This window comes from Ruegeria sp. HKCCD6119 (assembly GCF_013110585.1).
Classification (GTDB): domain Bacteria; phylum Pseudomonadota; class Alphaproteobacteria; order Rhodobacterales; family Rhodobacteraceae; genus Ruegeria.
The window spans coordinates 320084-337160 of record NZ_WVQV01000002.1; the positions used below are offsets into that span (position 1 = coordinate 320084).

General features: G+C 58.8%; 18 protein-coding genes. 2 read left to right on the forward strand and 16 right to left on the reverse strand.

Annotation, left to right across the window (positions count from 1 at the left end):
- Window positions 1-2: 2 nt before the first annotated feature.
- From GS611_RS08820 to rplO, 16 genes are all read right to left on the reverse strand, one after another.
- The gene (locus GS611_RS08820; protein WP_171205993.1) at window positions 3-1301 is read right to left on the reverse strand and encodes an amino acid ABC transporter permease; all 1299 of its coding nucleotides are present in this window, start codon (window positions 1299-1301) and stop codon (window positions 3-5) included.
- A 3-nt stretch (window positions 1302-1304) separates the two neighbouring features.
- The gene (locus GS611_RS08825) at window positions 1305-2537 is read right to left on the reverse strand and encodes an amino acid ABC transporter permease (protein WP_171205994.1); all 1233 of its coding nucleotides are present in this window, start codon (window positions 2535-2537) and stop codon (window positions 1305-1307) included.
- Window positions 2538-2663: 126 nt separating this feature from the next.
- Complete coding sequence (locus GS611_RS08830) at window positions 2664-3680, reverse strand: amino acid ABC transporter substrate-binding protein (RefSeq protein WP_152456916.1); 1017 nt, start codon at window positions 3678-3680, stop codon at window positions 2664-2666.
- Between the two features lie 205 nt (window positions 3681-3885).
- The gene (locus GS611_RS08835) at window positions 3886-4593 is read right to left on the reverse strand and encodes an ATP12 family chaperone protein (protein WP_171634773.1); all 708 of its coding nucleotides are present in this window, start codon (window positions 4591-4593) and stop codon (window positions 3886-3888) included.
- A gap of 3 nt (window positions 4594-4596) precedes the next feature.
- Window positions 4597-5268 (reverse strand): HAD-IA family hydrolase, encoded by a 672-nt coding sequence (locus GS611_RS08840; protein ID WP_171634777.1) that lies wholly within the window; start codon window positions 5266-5268, stop codon window positions 4597-4599.
- Complete coding sequence (locus GS611_RS08845; protein WP_171634779.1) at window positions 5265-6308, reverse strand: RluA family pseudouridine synthase; 1044 nt, start codon at window positions 6306-6308, stop codon at window positions 5265-5267. Before GS611_RS08845 ends, GS611_RS08840 begins: the two co-directional genes overlap by 4 nt.
- Before the next feature lie 120 nt (window positions 6309-6428).
- Window positions 6429-6629, reverse strand: coding sequence for a hypothetical protein (locus GS611_RS08850; protein ID WP_216598224.1), 201 nt, complete (start codon window positions 6627-6629; stop codon window positions 6429-6431).
- A gap of 54 nt (window positions 6630-6683) precedes the next feature.
- The gene (locus tag GS611_RS08855; protein WP_171634782.1) at window positions 6684-7994 is read right to left on the reverse strand and encodes an AAA family ATPase; all 1311 of its coding nucleotides are present in this window, start codon (window positions 7992-7994) and stop codon (window positions 6684-6686) included.
- Between the two features lie 3 nt (window positions 7995-7997).
- The gene (locus GS611_RS08860; RefSeq protein WP_171634785.1) at window positions 7998-9383 is read right to left on the reverse strand and encodes a trypsin-like peptidase domain-containing protein; all 1386 of its coding nucleotides are present in this window, start codon (window positions 9381-9383) and stop codon (window positions 7998-8000) included.
- 159 nt (window positions 9384-9542) lie between these two features.
- Complete coding sequence (gene rplQ, locus GS611_RS08865) at window positions 9543-9965, reverse strand: 50S ribosomal protein L17 (RefSeq protein ID WP_170687292.1); 423 nt, start codon at window positions 9963-9965, stop codon at window positions 9543-9545.
- A 130-nt stretch (window positions 9966-10095) separates the two neighbouring features.
- The gene (locus GS611_RS08870) at window positions 10096-11112 is read right to left on the reverse strand and encodes a DNA-directed RNA polymerase subunit alpha (protein ID WP_117870179.1); all 1017 of its coding nucleotides are present in this window, start codon (window positions 11110-11112) and stop codon (window positions 10096-10098) included.
- Between the two features lie 114 nt (window positions 11113-11226).
- A complete protein-coding gene (rpsK, locus tag GS611_RS08875; RefSeq protein ID WP_008757289.1) occupies window positions 11227-11616 on the reverse strand; it encodes a 30S ribosomal protein S11 in 390 nt (129 codons plus the stop codon).
- Between the two features lie 15 nt (window positions 11617-11631).
- Entirely contained in the window at window positions 11632-12000 is a 369-nt protein-coding gene (gene rpsM / locus GS611_RS08880; RefSeq protein WP_008757392.1) for a 30S ribosomal protein S13, read from the reverse strand.
- A gap of 200 nt (window positions 12001-12200) precedes the next feature.
- On the reverse strand, window positions 12201-12845 hold the full coding sequence (locus GS611_RS08885) for an adenylate kinase (protein WP_152456908.1): 645 nt from the start codon (window positions 12843-12845) through the stop codon (window positions 12201-12203).
- The gene (secY, locus tag GS611_RS08890; RefSeq protein WP_171634788.1) at window positions 12842-14206 is read right to left on the reverse strand and encodes a preprotein translocase subunit SecY; all 1365 of its coding nucleotides are present in this window, start codon (window positions 14204-14206) and stop codon (window positions 12842-12844) included. The genes GS611_RS08885 and secY overlap by 4 nt, the downstream gene beginning before the upstream one ends.
- Before the next feature lie 109 nt (window positions 14207-14315).
- A complete protein-coding gene (gene rplO / locus GS611_RS08895) occupies window positions 14316-14789 on the reverse strand; it encodes a 50S ribosomal protein L15 (RefSeq protein ID WP_171634791.1) in 474 nt (157 codons plus the stop codon).
- A gap of 309 nt (window positions 14790-15098) precedes the next feature.
- Between rplO and GS611_RS08900 the strand changes: the two genes are divergently transcribed.
- Both GS611_RS08900 and GS611_RS08905 read left to right on the forward strand, forming a co-directional pair.
- Window positions 15099-16133 (forward strand): fatty acid desaturase, encoded by a 1035-nt coding sequence (locus tag GS611_RS08900; protein ID WP_171634793.1) that lies wholly within the window; start codon window positions 15099-15101, stop codon window positions 16131-16133.
- A gap of 614 nt (window positions 16134-16747) precedes the next feature.
- Window positions 16748-16954: a cold-shock protein gene (locus GS611_RS08905; protein WP_152456904.1), complete on the forward strand. Its 207-nt coding sequence runs from the start codon at window positions 16748-16750 to the stop codon at window positions 16952-16954.
- Window positions 16955-17077 lie beyond the last annotated feature (123 nt).

The window sequence follows — 17077 nt, forward strand, 5'->3', positions numbered from 1 at the left end:
CCTTAACGATGATCTGTGGCAAGGCGACGCTCGAGCCACTGAGAATATTGAGAGATGCCGTAACAGACGACGAAGAACAGAAGCGCGGCAAAGCCCAGAAGCTCCCAGTAGACGCCGTTCCATTCAGTCGACGCCAGGATGGGTCCCCGGATCATACCCACCAGATCGAACATCGAAATGACCGAAACCAGTGTCGTATCCTTGAACAGGCCCACGGCCACGTTCACGATCCCGGGGATCGAGATCTTCAGCGCCTGCGGCAGGATGATAAGCCGCATCGCCTGCGGATAATCCAACCCAAGACTGTCTGCGGCCTCGTACTGCCCGCGCGGAAGCGCTGCCAGACCGCCGCGGATCACCTCGGCGATATAGGCGGACGAGAACATGGTGATCATGATCACAACGCGCAGGAACAGGTCGACCGTGCTGTCAGGCGGGAAGAAATAGGCCAGCATCACCGAAGCCACGAACAGCAGCGTGATCAGAGGCACGCCGCGGATGAACTCGATGAAGATGACGCAGACCCACTTGATCAGCGGCATGTTCGACTGTCGCCCCAAGGCCAGTGCGATCCCAAGTGGTACCGACAGCGACACACAGGTCACGCCCAGCATCATGTTCAGCATGAAACCGCCCAAATCACGGCTGGGAACGGCCGTCAGCCACGCGTTTTCTGATGCGCCTTCCGGGATCAGGGCCCCTCCGACGTTCCAGATGACCAGTGCCGTCACAATCGCTCCGAAGAACCCGGCGGCAAAGTTGTTGTTGCCCAGCTTCTGGAAGACACCACCGGCGGCCATGCAGCCAACAAGCGCAACCAGAGGCACGAGGATCGTGCCACCCCAGATCAGCCAGAAAGCCAGGAAGGGATAGACCGCAGTGAACAACAGCATCTTGCGAGGCAAGTCAAAGAACAGCACCGGCGCAATCGCCACCAGCATCAGCACAAAGGCCAGGTTCGGCCGCCAATAGGCATCGACGGGGTACTTGAACCCATAGATCAGCTGCGGCCAGCGTTCCGTCAGAACCGCGAAACAGGCTCCGGTCTTGTCCCCCAGAATCTCGCGGCATTCCGCGAGCGAGTTGGCATTCCACACTCCGTTCAGAATCCATGGCAAGGTATTCTTGAGAAGAATGTAGATCAAGATCAGCGACAGAACTGTCAGGATCGAGTTGACGACCCCTGAAAACAGATTCTCGCGCAGCCATTTGATGACGCCGGTCTCATTTGCCGGCGGCGGTGAGGGCGGGATGGTGCCTTCGGCCACGAAGGCGATCGGGTTTGTTGCTTGATCACTCATGGCTCAGCGCTCCTTCAGCTTGACGGAAGCGTTGTAGATGTTCATCCCCGTCGAAATCAGCAGCGAGGCCGTGAGGTAGAACAACATCAGCAGAAGAACGCATTCAATCGCCCGGCCGGTCTGGTTCAGAGTAATACCACCCAGTGTTGCGGTGATATCCGCATAGCCAACGGCAATCGCGAGAGACGAGTTCTTGGTGATATTCAGATACTGCGAGATCAGCGGCGGGATGATGACCCGCAATGCCTGGGGCAGGATGACCAGTTTCATGATCCGTCCCTGACGCAGGCCCAGCGCGGCGGCAGCCTCGGTCTGACCTTTGCTGATCGCCTGAATACCCGCACGCACGTTTTCCGCGATAAAGGCACCGGTATAGATCGACAGGGCAAACCACAGCGCAATCAGGGGGCCGCCGGCATTCATTCCACCGCTGAAGTTAAAGCGCTTCAGTTCGGGGACATCCCAGGTCAGGCCCATGATGATCATCAACAGCACAAAAGGCACCAGCCAGATTGCCAGTTTCGGCAACAGCGTCGCGGGACGCTCGCCGGTTTCCTCCTGCTTCTTGGTCGCGCGTTTTTCGACTTCGCCACTGACGAACCACGATCCGATCAGGACGGCGATGACCAGCAACCAGTTCAGGGCTGTCGATGCAAACAGGCCATTGGCGAACTCGGGACGGGGAAAATAAATGCCTCGATTGGTAAAGGCAAAGGACCCAAACAGCATTGAAGACGTCGGGTTTTCCCCCCGGAACGCGCTGGGCGCCGGCAACACGGCCGTCATGATCGTGAAGATGATGATGATCCAGATCAGAACCGGGATGTTCCGAAAGATCTCGACATATACTGCCATCAGCTTCGACACGAGCCAGTTGTTCGACAGTCTCAGAACACCCGCGATCACACCGAAAACCGTTGCGGTGATACAGGCCAGGAAGGCCACGAGCAAAGTGTTCAGCAAACCGACAAGTGCCGCGCGTGCATGCGATGACTGACTGTCATATTCAACAAGACGCTGGTTGATGTCGTACCCGGCGGAATCGCCGAGGAAAGCATAGGAAATATTGAGCCCTGCGGCCCTGAGGTTCTGGATCAGGTTGTTGCCCAGATACCAGATGGAAAGCGCAATGACGATGGCCGCAATCACCTGAAATGTAAGAGAGCGATAGCGGGTATCGTTTATGAGCATAGACAACCGAAAATCAGCTTTCGGTGGGTCAGTCATAGTCGACATATTTTGGGATCCCCGTGGCTTGCGAGCTGTTTCATTTCGGCGAGGTTTTCCCCGCTCTGCATCTGCCCGCAGCAATTTATTGTAGAAGAGGGCGCAGGTTGCCCCGCGCCCTCTTCCATTGATGCCTTAACGGAACGGCGGCGAGTACAGCAGGCCGCCTTCGGTCCACTGTGCGTTCAGGCCGCGCGCCAGGCCGATCGGTGTTTCTTCACCGATGTTCTTGGCGAAGATTTCACCATAGTTGCCGCCAGCTTTGATCGCTTTGGCCGCCCAGTCGGCGTCCAGACCCAGCATTTCACCCAGAGTGCCTTCCGTACCCAGCAGGCGGTTGATTTCCGGGTTGTCGGTGCCAGCGCTCAGCTCGTCGATATTTGCCGAGGTCACGCCCAGCTCTTCAGCCGAAATCAGTGCGTTCAGGGTCCAACGAACAACGTCGCCCCACTCGTGGTCGCCATGACGGACCAGCGGGCCCAGCGGCTCTTTCGAGATGATTTCGGGCAGCAGGATGTGCTCGTCCGGCGCTTCGAAGGTGGCGCGGGTTGCGGCGAGGCCCGATGCATCGGTGGTGTAAACGTCACATGCACCAGCCAGGTACTGCTGCTGCGCTTCGGCGTTGGTTTCGATCGGAACCGGCTCGTAGCTGATGTTGTTGGCGCGGAAGAAATCGGCCAGGTTCAGCTCGGTGGTGGTGCCGGTCTGGATGCAGACACGGGCGCCGTCCAGTTCCTTGGCCGAGCTGACGCCCAGCGCCTTGGGAACCATGAAGCCCTGACCGTCATAATAGTTCACACCGGTGAATTCGAACTTCAGGTCGACGTCGCGGCTGAAGGTCCAGGTGGTGTTCCTTGCCAGCATGTCGATCTCGCCCGAGGCCAGAGCGGTAAAACGTGTCTTACCAGTGGTCGGAACGAATTCAACGGCGTTGGCGTCACCCAGAACGGCAGCAGCAACGGCGCGGCACAGCGATACGTCAAAGCCTTGCCATTCGCCATTTGCGTCGGGCGCAGCAAAACCAACCAGACCGGTGGTCACACCACAATTCAGCTTGCCGCGTGCTTTAACGTCGTCAACGGTCCCTGCCATGGCTGCGCCAGCAGCAAGACCGGCAATCGTTGCCGCGCCCAAGATTACGGATTTTTTCATTTTTACCTCTTCCTGATTTTCCGCCCCGTCCGAGACGGCTCTGCCCGGCAAGTGGATGCCGGATAGGTTACCCCAAAGGTGTCTCCCCTTTAGTGGCACCGAGTTTGGGCGTATTCATAAACAAACGTCAAGGGCCGGATCATCGAAATCGATGGATCAGGCCCCAAGCTGTTTACAGATTTGCTCAAAAAACCGGAATTTAGGATCAAACCGATAATTCAAAGAAGCGTTTGGCATGCATAAAGGCTGCTTTCTTGGCCTCGGCAACCTGATGGGCTTCTTCGTCATGGCCCCATTGTTCAATCTGCCAGGTTTCATCCAATCTTGAAATGCGCCATATTTCGTACGGATTGCGCCAATTCATGGCGGCCGCAAAGCCAAGAATCAATGACCCCGACAAGCTGACAAGATCGTGAAAAGCGGCCAGTTGGAACGCATCCAGCCCGTGCACTCGAGAACGCAATGTCGCCAGGGCGGATTCCGGCTGCGGTTGATGCAGGACGCCCGCAACCGGAACCAGACGGGCAGACAGCGCGGTCTCGGCCCAATCCAGGGCGGGGTCCCATTCGGCGCTCTGACGATCCTGCAACTCCTGCGGGTGGGTTGCGCGATAACACAATAAATCGGAATCGCCGTAATCGGCCAGCATGTCGGCCACTTCCCCGTGCTGGATGCGGACTTTGTCAATCGCTGCATTTGCAGAACGGGTGAACGGCATCACGGCAGGATCAACTTCTTTTTCCTGCGCGTCCCATTCCCCTGCCACCGCTTCGGCCATGGGGCGGGTTGGCAGGATCAGGTCTGCCTTGGCGGGTGTTTTGACCCTGCGGCCATCCAGTTCGACGGTGAAGCCGCCATCAACCGCGACAACGGTGCTGTCCTTCCAAAAGCGTTTCGGTTTCCAGTCACTCATCTTTCAATCCCACATCCCAGCCAGCGCATTGGGCAACTGGTCAAAGGTTTCGATAATGCAAGAAGCTGCGGTCAGAGCCGATCGGTCATGATAGCCCCAGGTGACGCCGATGCCGCGAACACCGGCGGCCGCAGCCATATCCATGTCAAAGCTCGTGTCGCCGATCATCACTGCACAGGCCGGATCGACCCCGGTTTCCGCCAATGCGGTCTGCACCATGGACGGATGCGGCTTTGACGGGTGGTGATCCGCGACCTGCCGGGTCACGAAATACGGTTCCAGCCCGTGGGCTTCGATCAATGCGTCCAACCCGCGCTGCGACTTGCCGGTTGCTACGCCAAGAAGCACTTCGGGTATGGCATGCATCGCTTCAATCGCCTCGCGCGCACCGGGGTACAGCGGCGAACTTGCCGCGCCCAATTCAAGACGATGGGCGTGATAGGCCTCTTTATACCCGTCGACCAGATCGTTCTGGACCGAGAGGGGCTGTTCCGGCGCCAACCGGGCGATGGCATGCGGCAGCGACAAGCCAACAATGGACAGGATCGCCTTTCGCGTCGGAACCGGCACGAAGGCGGCCTGAAAGCTGGCGGTCATGGAATGAACGATACTGCCCTGACTGTCGACCAGAGTACCGTCGACGTCGAACAGGACCAGCCGCAAGGGTGCGCTCATTGCAGCGCCTCAAACGGGTCATCAGCCGCCAGATCCTCGCTCCATCCGAACGTGTCCCAGCTGTGCTTCATATGCTCGGGCAAGGGCGCCGTCACGGTCACTGGTTTCCGCGTCACCGGATGCAGGAAGGACAGCCGCCGTGCGTGCAGATGCAGCTTTTTGCTGATGATCCCACCCAGTTGCGCACCCCATCCGTCGCCAAGGTTTTCCTGACCCGAACCGCCGTATTTTCCGTCGCCGATAATCGGATGTCCGATTGCGGCCATATGCGCCCGCAACTGGTGCGTACGTCCGGTGATCGGCTCCATCGCGACCCAGGCGGCGCGGCCGGCAACTCGATAAAGGGTTGCGTAATGCGTATGCGCGCGTTTCGCGCCCGGAGTGCTGTCAATTTCGTTCATATGCACGGGGATCATCTTTTCGCCCTCGCCGTGCTTGCCATGACCAGGCGCCTTGACAAGGCCGGTCTTGATCTCACCCAGATACGGTGTCGGCACCCCGGCAACCAGCGCCCAGTAGATCTTGCGCGTATCGCGGTGGCGGAAAGCGGCCGTCAAACCCTTGGCGGCTTCGCGGGTGCGGGCCAGCAGCAGAACACCTGACGTGTCCTTGTCCAACCGATGGACCAGCCGAGGGTTCTCGTCATAGTCGAACCGCAGCGCTTCGGACAGGCTGTCAACATGCCTTGTCTGCCCGCTGCCGCCCTGCACCGGCAGACCATGCGGCTTGTTCAGCGCCAGAACGTGATCGTCACGGTAGATCACGCAGGATTGGATCATCTTGGCATCCGCATCCGAGATGTGATGCTTGGCCTCAGCCGGTTTGTGATCAGCGTCCGGCAAGGGCGGCACGCGAACAACCTGCCCGGCCTCCAGCCGGGTCGAGGCCTTGGCGCGGCTACCGTCAACACGCAATTCTCCCTTGCGGCACATCTTTTCAATGCGCCCCTGGCTGACATGCGGAAACAGGCGGCGCAGCCAGCGATCCACGCGTTGGTCCCCATCACCTTCAGCGACTGTAATCATCTGCACGCCACTCATGCCATTACCCCTTGTTCCGCGCGGGTGATCCGCCCGGATTGCGTGTTTATCCGTGTCCCAGAAATCATGGGCGTCTGTCGCGCGCAACGCGGCAAGAGTCAAGGTATCTGGCTCTGGATCTCAGATGTTCGAGAAGTCGCCGTGCCGCCTTGCTCCGTCCCGGAAACGGGTCGCACCAGCGGTTCCTTCGCGGCGAATGACATCCAACCCGTTGGCCCATTCAACCTTAAGCGCGTCACAAACCGGCATTCCACGCGTTTCGATGATCGACCGGCATATCAAGTCCTCCGCTGCAAGCGTTGACCCAGGGGAAGCGTCCAATTTCAATCCAGTCGCCTGTGGCGCCGCGGAACCTTTACGATTGACCCCGCGTAACTAGCTGTTCCGCTGTGTCCGCAGCTTGGCAAAATAATCGAAGCGTTTCTTTAGCTCACGCTCGAAACCGCGCTCGACCGGCTGATACAAAACCGGGCGTTTCATCGTCTCGGGGAAGTAGTTCTGACCGGAAAACCCGTCCTCGGCATCGTGGTCGTAGGCATAGCCCGCGCCGTAACCCTGTTCCTTCATCAAAGAGGTCGGCGCGTTCAGGATATGCTTGGGCGGTGGCTCGCTGCCGGATTGCTTGGCCAGCCGCATTGCCGCCTTGTAGCCGACATAGGCGCCGTTGGATTTTGGCGCCAGGGCAAGATAGACCAGCGCCTGAGCAAGCGCCAACTCGCCCTCGGGTGAACCCAGACGTTCGTAGGTTTCCCACGATTGCAAACAAATGGCCTGCGCCTGCGGATCGGCCAGGCCTATGTCCTCGACCGCCATGCGTGTGATCCTGCGCGCAAGATACCGCGGGTCTTCGCCCCCGGTCAGCATGCGCGCGAACCAATACAAGGCCGCATCGGGATCAGATCCGCGCACCGACTTGTGCAGGGCCGAGATCAGGTTGTAATGCTCATCACCAGACTTGTCGTATTTTGCAGCCCGCCGCATCAAACGTGTAGACAGCGCATCGGGGCCCAGCGGCGCATCCACCTTCCACGCCGAAACCTGTTCGATCAGGTTCAGCAAAGCCCGACCGTCGCCATCGGCCATCCCTTGCAACGCATCGCGGGCGGCAGGCGTCAATGGCAACGCGTGGCCCAGCTCTTTCTCGGCCCGCTGGGTCAGACGCTCCAGATCGGCAAGGCTCAGCCGTTCCAGCACCAGCACCTGCGACCGGCTGAGCACAGCGGCATTCAGTTCGTATGACGGGTTCTCGGTGGTTGCGCCGACCAACAGGATTGTCCCGTCTTCCATATGGGGCAGAAACCCATCTTGCTGAGCCTTGTTGAAGCGGTGAATCTCGTCCACGAACAACAAGGTGCCCTGCCCGTTCTGGCGGCGTATTTTCGCGGCCTCGAAGACTTTCTTCAGATCCGGCACACCGGTAAAGATCGCACTGATCTGAACGAAATGCAGATCGGTTTCCTGTGCCAACAGCCGTGCAATCGTGGTCTTTCCAACTCCGGGTGGGCCCCAGAAGATCAGGCTGGACATACTGCCTGCCGCCAGCATGACACCCAGAGGGGCCTCGGGGCCCAGCACCTGCTCCTGCCCGATCACCTCGGCCAGGGATCGAGGCCGCAACCGGTCAGCCAGAGGCCGGTGAGGAGAAGCGGCGGGTTCTGCCGCCCCGGTATCGAACAGATCACTCACAGGTCACAGCCGGAACCGCAAAGAGACGGACCGCCCCCCGCGCACCAGACCTATCTGCACGTAACGGCCCGGATCGGTCAGCGCGGTCTCAACGTCCCGGGGGCGCTGGATCTCATCGGCATTGATGCTTTCAAGAATATCACCGGTTCGCAATCCCGCCCTTCCGCCATACGGGCCGGGATCCACCACGACGACACCCGTCAGCGACAGCGGCAATCCCATCCTGGTGATCACCGCGGGGTTGACCCGGGACACCACCAACCCCGGAAGAACGGTTCTGTCGTTCAACGTCGTTTCTTCGGCGGCCGGAACATCGGGGGCTTTGATAAGCGCCACCTCAACCTGGTCACTTTGGTCGCCGCGCAGACGGGTCAGAACCGAGGTTCCGCCCACTCCGGCGACCGACATCCGAAACTTCATCTCGGCGGGTGAATTGACCTCATCCCCGTCCACATGGGTTACCACGTCTCCAACTCTGAACCCTGCGTCGCGCAAAGGGCTGAGCTCATGCAGATCAGAGACCACAACGCCCAACGGGATGGCCAAACCAAGGGATTCCGCGATATCCGCACTCATATGTTGACCCGACATTCCTGCCCACGGGCTGACGAAGGTTTCGTTTCCCTGCTGCGCCTGCTTGAGGAATTGCGCCACCAGATTGGCGGGGATGGCAAAGCCTATTCCGTTTGACCCACCCGATCGGGTCAGAATCGAGGTATTGATCCCGATAAGCTGGCCATTCACATCGATCAGCGCCCCACCGGAGTTGCCCGGGTTGATTGCCGCATCCGTCTGGATGAAATATCCGCGGCCATTCCCGGTTGCCGTGCCCGTGCGCGCCAGCCCCGAGATGATGCCGGAAGATACCGTCTGCCCCACCCCGAACGGGTTTCCGATGGCCAGCGCCAGCTCTCCGACTTCGACCTGGTCGGAATCGCGAAGGGTCAGGTAGGGCAGATCTTCGGCCTCCTTCAAGCGCAGGATCGCAATATCGCTTTCCTCATGGCCCAGCACAACCTCGGCCGAAAACTCGCGCCGATCCGTGGTGACAACCCGGATCTCGGTCGCAGAGCCAACCACGTGATAGTTGGAAACAACATACCCATCGTCCGACAGGATAACCCCGGAACCCAACGAGTTTTGAACCCGCTGACGTGGTTCGCCAAATCCCCGGCCAAAGAAATCCTGAAAGAACGGGTCCGAGAAAAACGGGCTTGCCCGGCCCTGCCGGACGATCTTGGCATAGATGTTCACAACCGCCGGTGATGCCTGTTTCACGACCGGGGCAAATCCCAACGAAATCTCGGCCTGTGACTGCGGAACTTTCGTTTCGGCCATTCCTTGCGTCGCGCAGGTCAAGGCAACAAGGGTCAGCATTACGCGGATCATGGTGGCTCCGTTTTTTGCGATTGGCCCAGATATGCTGACACAAAATCCGAATTGCAAGTCGGCGGTCGGGTATGCCCCGCAACATGCCGGCATGCCATAACGAAAAAACCTCCGTCCGGTTTCCCGAACGGAGGTTCGACCTTGACCCTGGGTCAGATCTTATTCTTCGTCTGCTGCCTCTTCGGCGGCAACGCGGGCTTTGTCGGCCGCGCCCTTGGCGTCGACGTCACGATCAACAAATTCGATGATCGCCATCGGGGCCATGTCGCCATAGCGGAAGCCAGCTTTCAGGATGCGGACATAACCGCCCTGACGCTCGGCGTAGCGGGGGCCCAGAACTTCGAACAGCTTGGCGACGTCTTTGTCTTCCTTCAGCTGTGCTGCGGCCTGACGGCGGGCGTGCAGGTCGCCGCGCTTGCCCAGAGTGATCAGTTTTTCAACGATCGGGCGCAGTTCTTTTGCCTTGGGCAGAGTCGTTTTGATTTGCTCATGCTCGATGAGCGAGCCAGCCATGTTCGCAAACAGCGCCTTGCGGTGCTCATGAGTACGGTTCAGGCGGCGGTAACCACGTGCGTGACGCATTTTCTAGTTCCTTCTTTCGCGTTTTGCTTTGTCTGGCCGGCGATGCGTGTCACCGGCTCTCCTTGGGGCGGAAATGCCCATATTGTCCCCGGATATTCCCACTTCGGGCCGGGCATTGGGGAAGACGCGCTTAGAACGCGTCTTCGAATTTCTTCGCCAGATCTTCGATGTTGTCGGGCGGCCAGTCCTCGACATCCATGCCCAGGTGCAGGCCCATGCCGGAAAGAACTTCCTTGATCTCGTTCAGCGACTTGCGACCGAAGTTCGGAGTGCGCAGCATCTCGGCTTCGGTCTTCTGGATCAGATCGCCGATATAGACGATGTTGTCGTTCTTCAGGCAGTTTGCCGAACGGACCGACAGTTCCAGCTCGTCCACCTTCTTCAGCAGCAGCGGGTTGAACTCCAGACCATCGTCCTCGTCCTGACGGCTTGCCGATTCCGGCTCGTCGAAGTTGACGAAGATCGACAGCTGATCCTGAAGGATACGAGCGGCAAAGGCCAGTGCGTCTTCCGGCGTGATCGAACCATCGGTTTCGATCTTCAGGGTCAGTTTGTCATAGTCCAGAACCTGACCTTCACGGGTCGGCTGAACGTCATAAGCGACCTTTTTGACCGGCGAATAGATCGCATCAATCGGGATCAGGCCGATAGGCGCGTCTTCAGGCTTGTTCTTCTCGGCCGAGACATAGCCCTTGCCGGTGTTGACGGTCAGTTCCATGAACAGGTCAGCGCCATCGTCGAGGTGGCAGATGACGTGGTCGCGGTTCAGAACCTCGATACCGGCGCTTTCGCTGATGTCACCCGCGGTGACGACTGCCGGGCCTTTGGCATTGATCGACAGGCGCTTGGGGCCTTCGACTTCCATGCGCAGGGCAACCTGCTTGAGGTTCAGGATGATGTCGGTGACGTCTTCGCGAACGCCTGCGACGCTCGAGAACTCGTGCAAAACGTTGTCGATCTGGACGCTGGTGATGGCCGCGCCTTGCAGCGAGCTCATCAGGACGCGGCGCAGGGCGTTGCCCAGGGTCAGACCAAAGCCACGCTCCAGCGGTTCGGCAACCAGGGTGGCCTGACGTGCAGGATCATTGCCCGGCTTGGCTTCCAGCTGGGTCGGCTTGATCAATTCTGCCCAATTCTTGTGGATCATGTAATCCCTCCATTCCTGTCCGCGCCCCATGACCAACAAGGTGCAGACGCCCGAGGTTCAAAATGACGTGCTGGGGCCGTGCAGAAACACAGCCCCAGCTCAATTCAAAATCGTTTAGACGCGACGACGCTTCGGCGGACGGCAGCCGTTGTGAGCAATCGGTGTCACGTCGCGGATCGACGTGATGTTGAAGCCCACTGCAGCCAGCGCGCGCAGTGCCGATTCACGGCCCGAACCGGGGCCCTGAACTTCGACTTCCAGCGTCTTAACGCCATGTTCCTGCGCCTTCTTGCCTGCGTCTTCGGCAGCCATCTGAGCGGCGTAGGGGGTCGATTTCCGCGATCCCTTGAAGCCCATGGTACCGGCAGACGACCACGAGATGGCGTTGCCCTGTACGTCCGAGATCAGGATCTTGGTGTTGTTGAAGGTCGAATTCACATGGGCAACGCCCGATGCGATGTTCTTGCGCTCTTTGCGCTTAACGCGAGTCTTGTCACGTGCCATCGGTCAGACCCTCCCTTATTTCTTCTTACCAGCGATGGCCTTTGCGGGGCCTTTGCGGGTACGAGCGTTGGTGTGGGTACGCTGACCGCGAACCGGCAGGTTGCGGCGGTGACGCAGACCGCGATAGCAGCCCAGGTCCATCAGACGTTTGACGTTCATCTGAACTTCGCGACGCAGGTCACCTTCAACGGTGAAATTTGCATCGATGTGCTCGCGGATGGCCAGAACTTCGGCGTCGGACAGTTCGTTGACGCGACGGTGCGCTTCAATGCCCACGGCTTCGCAGATCGCTTTGGCCGAAGTGTTTCCGATACCGGTGATATATGTGAGGGCGATAGGTACCCGCTTTGCAGTCGGGATGTTTACGCCGGCAATACGTGCCACGTGTCACTTTCCTTTTCGTTGCGGTTCCGTAACTCCAGAACCTTTTTTCACAACGCTTTACCGTGGCAGTGTGGCCAGAGGGTTCAGCATTATTCGAGGTGGTCGGGGCGGTTGGGACGAATCCCGCACGCGGTCTTGATTCCCTTTAGGGATGGGGGTCGATATGGGCTTTTGGCGGTGCCGTCAAGCCCATATTGAAATCAGCCGAGAATGGCCTCGATCGACGCCGTGACTTCCTTGATGTCCGCCAGCCCGTTCACGGGGCGCAGATCGCCCTTGGCGTAGTAATAGCCGATCAGCGGAGAGGTCTTCTTGTAGTACTCCATCAACCGCGTGCGCAGGCTGTCTTCGTTATCGTCGGCGCGACGAACGAAGTCATTTTCCTTGCCGCAGTTGGTGCACTTGCCGTCAGCCGGGATCGGCTTGGTCTTGTCGTTATAGACCTCACCGCATCCGCCACAGGTTGACCGTGCGGTAATCCGTTCCACCAGAGCATCGTCATCCACGCGCATCTCGATCACGGTATGCAGGGACTGGCCCAGCTTGGTCAGCAGAGCCGACAGCGCGTCGGCCTGTGCCAAAGTGCGAGGGAAACCGTCAAAGATGAAACCGGCGCCTTTTTCGGTGGTCAGTTTCTCTTCAATCAGGCCGATCACGATCTCATCGGTGACCAGCTTGCCCGCGTCCATGATCGCAGCAACCTTCTGGCCCATTTCGGTTCCGCTGGTCTTGGCCTCGCGCAGCATATCTCCGGTGCTGAGCTGCACCATCCCGCGTGTTTCCACCAGATGACGCGCCTGCGTTCCTTTCCCGGCCCCCGGGGGGCCCAACAGAATGATATTCATCGACGAGAGGGTCCCTTCCTGCCGCGTTTCTTGCCTTTGCCGCGCAGCTGGGACTTTTCGATAAGCCCTTCGTATTGATGCGCCAGAAGATGGCTCTGAACCTGCTGGATCGTGTCCATGGTCACAGAGACGATAATCAGAACCGAGGTGCCACCGAAATAGAACGGGATGGCAAATTGGCCCCGCAGGATTTCAGGCAGCAGACACACGGCGGCCAGATAGGCCGAACCCAGAACCAGCACGCGATTGACCACGTATTCCAGATACTCGGCGGTTTTCTTGCCGGGGCGGATACCGGGCACGAACCCGTTCTGCTTTTTCAGGTTGTCCGCCACATCGTCCGGCTTGAACGACACGTTGAACGTGTAGAAATAGGCGAAGAACACGATCATCGACGCGAAGAACAGCAGATACAGCGGCTGTCCGGGGCCGAAATTGGCCAGCAGCCACGACATGACCGGCCCGTTGGCAGCACCGGACGAGAAGGTCGAGATCGTGACCGGCAGCAGCAGCAGCGAGCTGGCGAAGATCGCCGGAATGACACCCGCAGGGTTGACCTTGACCGGCAGGTGGCTTGAGCCGCCTTCGTAGATTTTCATACCGGCCTGACGACGCGGATACTGAATGTGGATCTTGCGCAGGGCGCGCTCCATGAACACCACGAAGGTGATGACCGCGATTACCATGACGATCACGCCAACGATCACGGCAGGGCTGATCGCTCCGCTGCGGCCGCTTGCAAAGAACTGCGCCAGAGCAGCCGGAACCTCGGCGATGATGCCGACGAAGATGATCAAAGAGATACCATTGCCGATCCCGCGCGCGGTGATCTGTTCACCCAGCCACATCAGGAACATGGTGCCGCCAACCAGCGTTATCATGGTCGACATGCGGAAATAGAGCCCCGGATCAGTCGCCAGATCGCCCGATTCCAGCGAAACGGCCAGACCGTAGGCCTGAACGGTGGCCAGAGCCACGGTGCCGAACCGGGTGTACTGGTTGATCTTCTTGCGCCCCTGCTCGCCCTCTTTCTTGAGCTGTTCGAGCGCGGGAACCATGGATGTCAGCAGTTGAACGATGATCGAGGCCGAGATGTAAGGCATGATGCCGAGGGCAAAGATACCCATCCGCCCCAGCGCCCCGCCGGTGAACATCGAAATCATGCCGCCGATGCCCTGCCCCGCCTGCTCCATGAATTCGCGCAAAGCTGCTCCGTCAATCCCCGGCACCGGAATAAAGGTGCCCAGACGATAGACGATCAGCAAACCCAGCGTGAACAGGATGCGGTTGCGCAGATCGGTGGCCTTGCCCAAAGCAGCCCAGCTTGTGTTGGCTGCCATTTGTTCTGCTGCTGATACCATAAATCGGTCTCTCTTATGCAAACGCCGCCCGGAACCGTTTTCCGGCTCGGACGGCGTCTTGGAAAACTCTGAGGTCTATGTAAGCGGGTCTTTGCCCGCTCACAAGCGATTACTCTGCCGCAGCAGCTTTTGTGACCTTCAGTGAACCGCCCGCTTTCTCAACTGCCTCGACGGCAGATTTCGAAGCACCGGTTACTTCAAGGTTCACCTTGGCGCTGATTTCGCCTTTGGCCAGAACGCGGATACCGTCCAGCTTGCGGCGCACCAGACCGGACGCAACCAAAGCGTCTTCGGTGATCGCAGCCGAAGCGTCCAGCTTGCCGGCGTCGACGAATTTCTGGATCAGGCCCAGATTGATAACGGCGAATTCCTTGCGGTTCGGCTTGTTGAAGCCGCGCTTGGGCAGTCGCTGGTACAGCGGCATCTGGCCGCCTTCGTAGCCATTGATGGCCACACCCGAACGGGATTTCTGGCCTTTGATACCACGGCCACCCATTTTACCTTTGCCGGAACCGGGACCACGGCCAACGCGGGTGCGTTTCGGTGCGGCGCCAGGATTGTCGCGCAGTTCGTTCAGTTTCATATCGCTTCTCCTAAGCCGGATGTGACCCCGAAGCGTGATGGGCCAAACACGGCATTTCTTGGTTTTGATTCTCGTGGCGGAAAGCCACCGCAGGCGTATAGGCCCGATGACCGCACTTGACAAGCCTGTAGATTGTCCTGCGCCGCGGGATGCCGGCATGAGGTCTTGAGCCCAGTGTTACGCAAAGGGCACCTCTGCCGGCCTTTGACCGAAAAGTGACCGTGAAATGCGGCGACCTTTACAAAAACCGCTTGCTATGTCGGGGGGGTCGTCTATCCGGTGGCCTGCAAACACTTGACTGGCAGGCATATGACTGAACCCTCTCTCTCCCTCCGCGACAAGCCGGAGACCACCGCCGCACGTGACTGGGTAACAACGCTTGCCAAATATCGCGAACCGGACCAAATGCGCAGCTCTTTTGAGCTGGGCGTGAGCATTGTCCCCTTTTTCGGGCTGTGGGCTTTGTCCTGGATGTCACTGTCAGTCAGCTATTGGCTGGCCTTTGTGATTTCCGTCCTCAATGCTGCCTTTCTGTTGCGCTTGTTTGCCATCCAGCATGATTGCGGGCACGGCGCGTTCTTCAAAAACCGCGCCGTCAGCGACTGGATCGGGCGCGGCATCGGGGTTCTGACACTGACACCATATGATGTCTGGCGCCGCACGCATTCCACGCATCACAACAGTTCCGGCAACCTGGACAAGCGCGGGATGGGCGATATCCACACCCTGACCGTGGCGGAATATCGGGCCAAAACACCACTGAACAGGTTCTGGTACCGCGTGTACCGAAACCCGATCACCTTGTTCGTGCTTGGCCCTGGCTATCTGTTCCTGTTTCAAAACCGCCTTCCGCTGGGCCTGACAGACAGCGTCAGGTTCTGGGTCAGCGCGATGGCGACGAATCTTGCGATTCTGGTTGCCCTTGTGGCCATCTACTATTTTGGCGGGCTGATGCCGATGTTGCTGATCTTTCTGCCGTCGACTCTGATTGCCGCAACGGCCGGCGTTTGGCTGTTTTATGTACAACACCAGTTCGAGAACACGCATTGGGACGCCGATGCAGACTGGCAACTGCATGAAGCGGCGCTGCACGGAAGTTCGCACTATATCCTGCCCTCGGTGTTGCAGTGGTTCAGTGCCAATATCGGCATCCACCATGTACACCACCTCTACAGCCGCATTCCGTTCTACCGTCTGACCGAAGTGCTGCGCGATCATGAAGAACTGGCAAACAGCAACCGAATGACCATCCGGGAAAGCCTCGCCAATGCGCGGCTTCACCTGTGGGACGAGAAGAACCGTCGTCTTTTGTCCTTCGCCGAGGCCCGCGCACTTTATGGGTAACAGGCATGCCCGGCGCTTTCATTTCTGAAATCAAAGCGCATGCCTTGCGTCAACGGCAGGCGTGTGGCGCGGGACAATCTCCATCCATCGCGACGACTTTGGTGGGCGTTATGTTGACAGAGAATGCGCGCGTCACAAACCAGTATTCAGCCGAAGCAAACGCAGGCGAGATAAAGACATCTTCATCCGGATCGCGGCTGGTTTGGTCGCCGACGCCTGGACGGGACATCGATCACGATTGACGCAAACCGCATCGCGCCCTGCATTGCTGCGAAAAGGTCGCGTGACCATCTGGTGACATGAACACCACTCTGCACGGCATTTGTGATGACCAAATGCGGCCGTTCAACCCGTTCGTCGACACTGGGCAAGGCGTGGGCACCGTAAAATAATACTCGCCCCCCGCGCATGTGGGCACGGCAGAAATCGGTCATGCCCTTGCACAAATCGAACGAAATCCCTTGTCACACCCCCGCCCCGATGCCATATGCAAAGAGCTTACGTTTTTCTATTCGACCTACTGTCTCCTTCATCGGCAGTCAGTCTATCGATACAGACCGACGACGCCAGGCTGCCGCAACTCCGTGGGCAGCACTCAAACAGGAGACACGGATATGCCAGCAGGCACCGTAAAATGGTTCAACACCACCAAAGGCTTCGGCTTCATCGCACCGGAAGAGGGCGGCAAAGATGTATTCGTACACATCTCGGCTGTCGAACGTTCGGGCCTGACCGGTCTGGCCGACAACCAGAAAGTCACGTACGAGCTGCGCGCCGGTCGTGACGGCCGCGAAAGCGCCGACAGCATCCAGCTGGCCTGAGCTTGATATCGGGTGAGGGGATCCCCCTCGCCCCTTTCCCGCCACAACCTCGGGTGGCAGACAGGACACATCACGTCCACGTGATGACTGCCCTAGAATTGACCAAATATCATATGATGATGA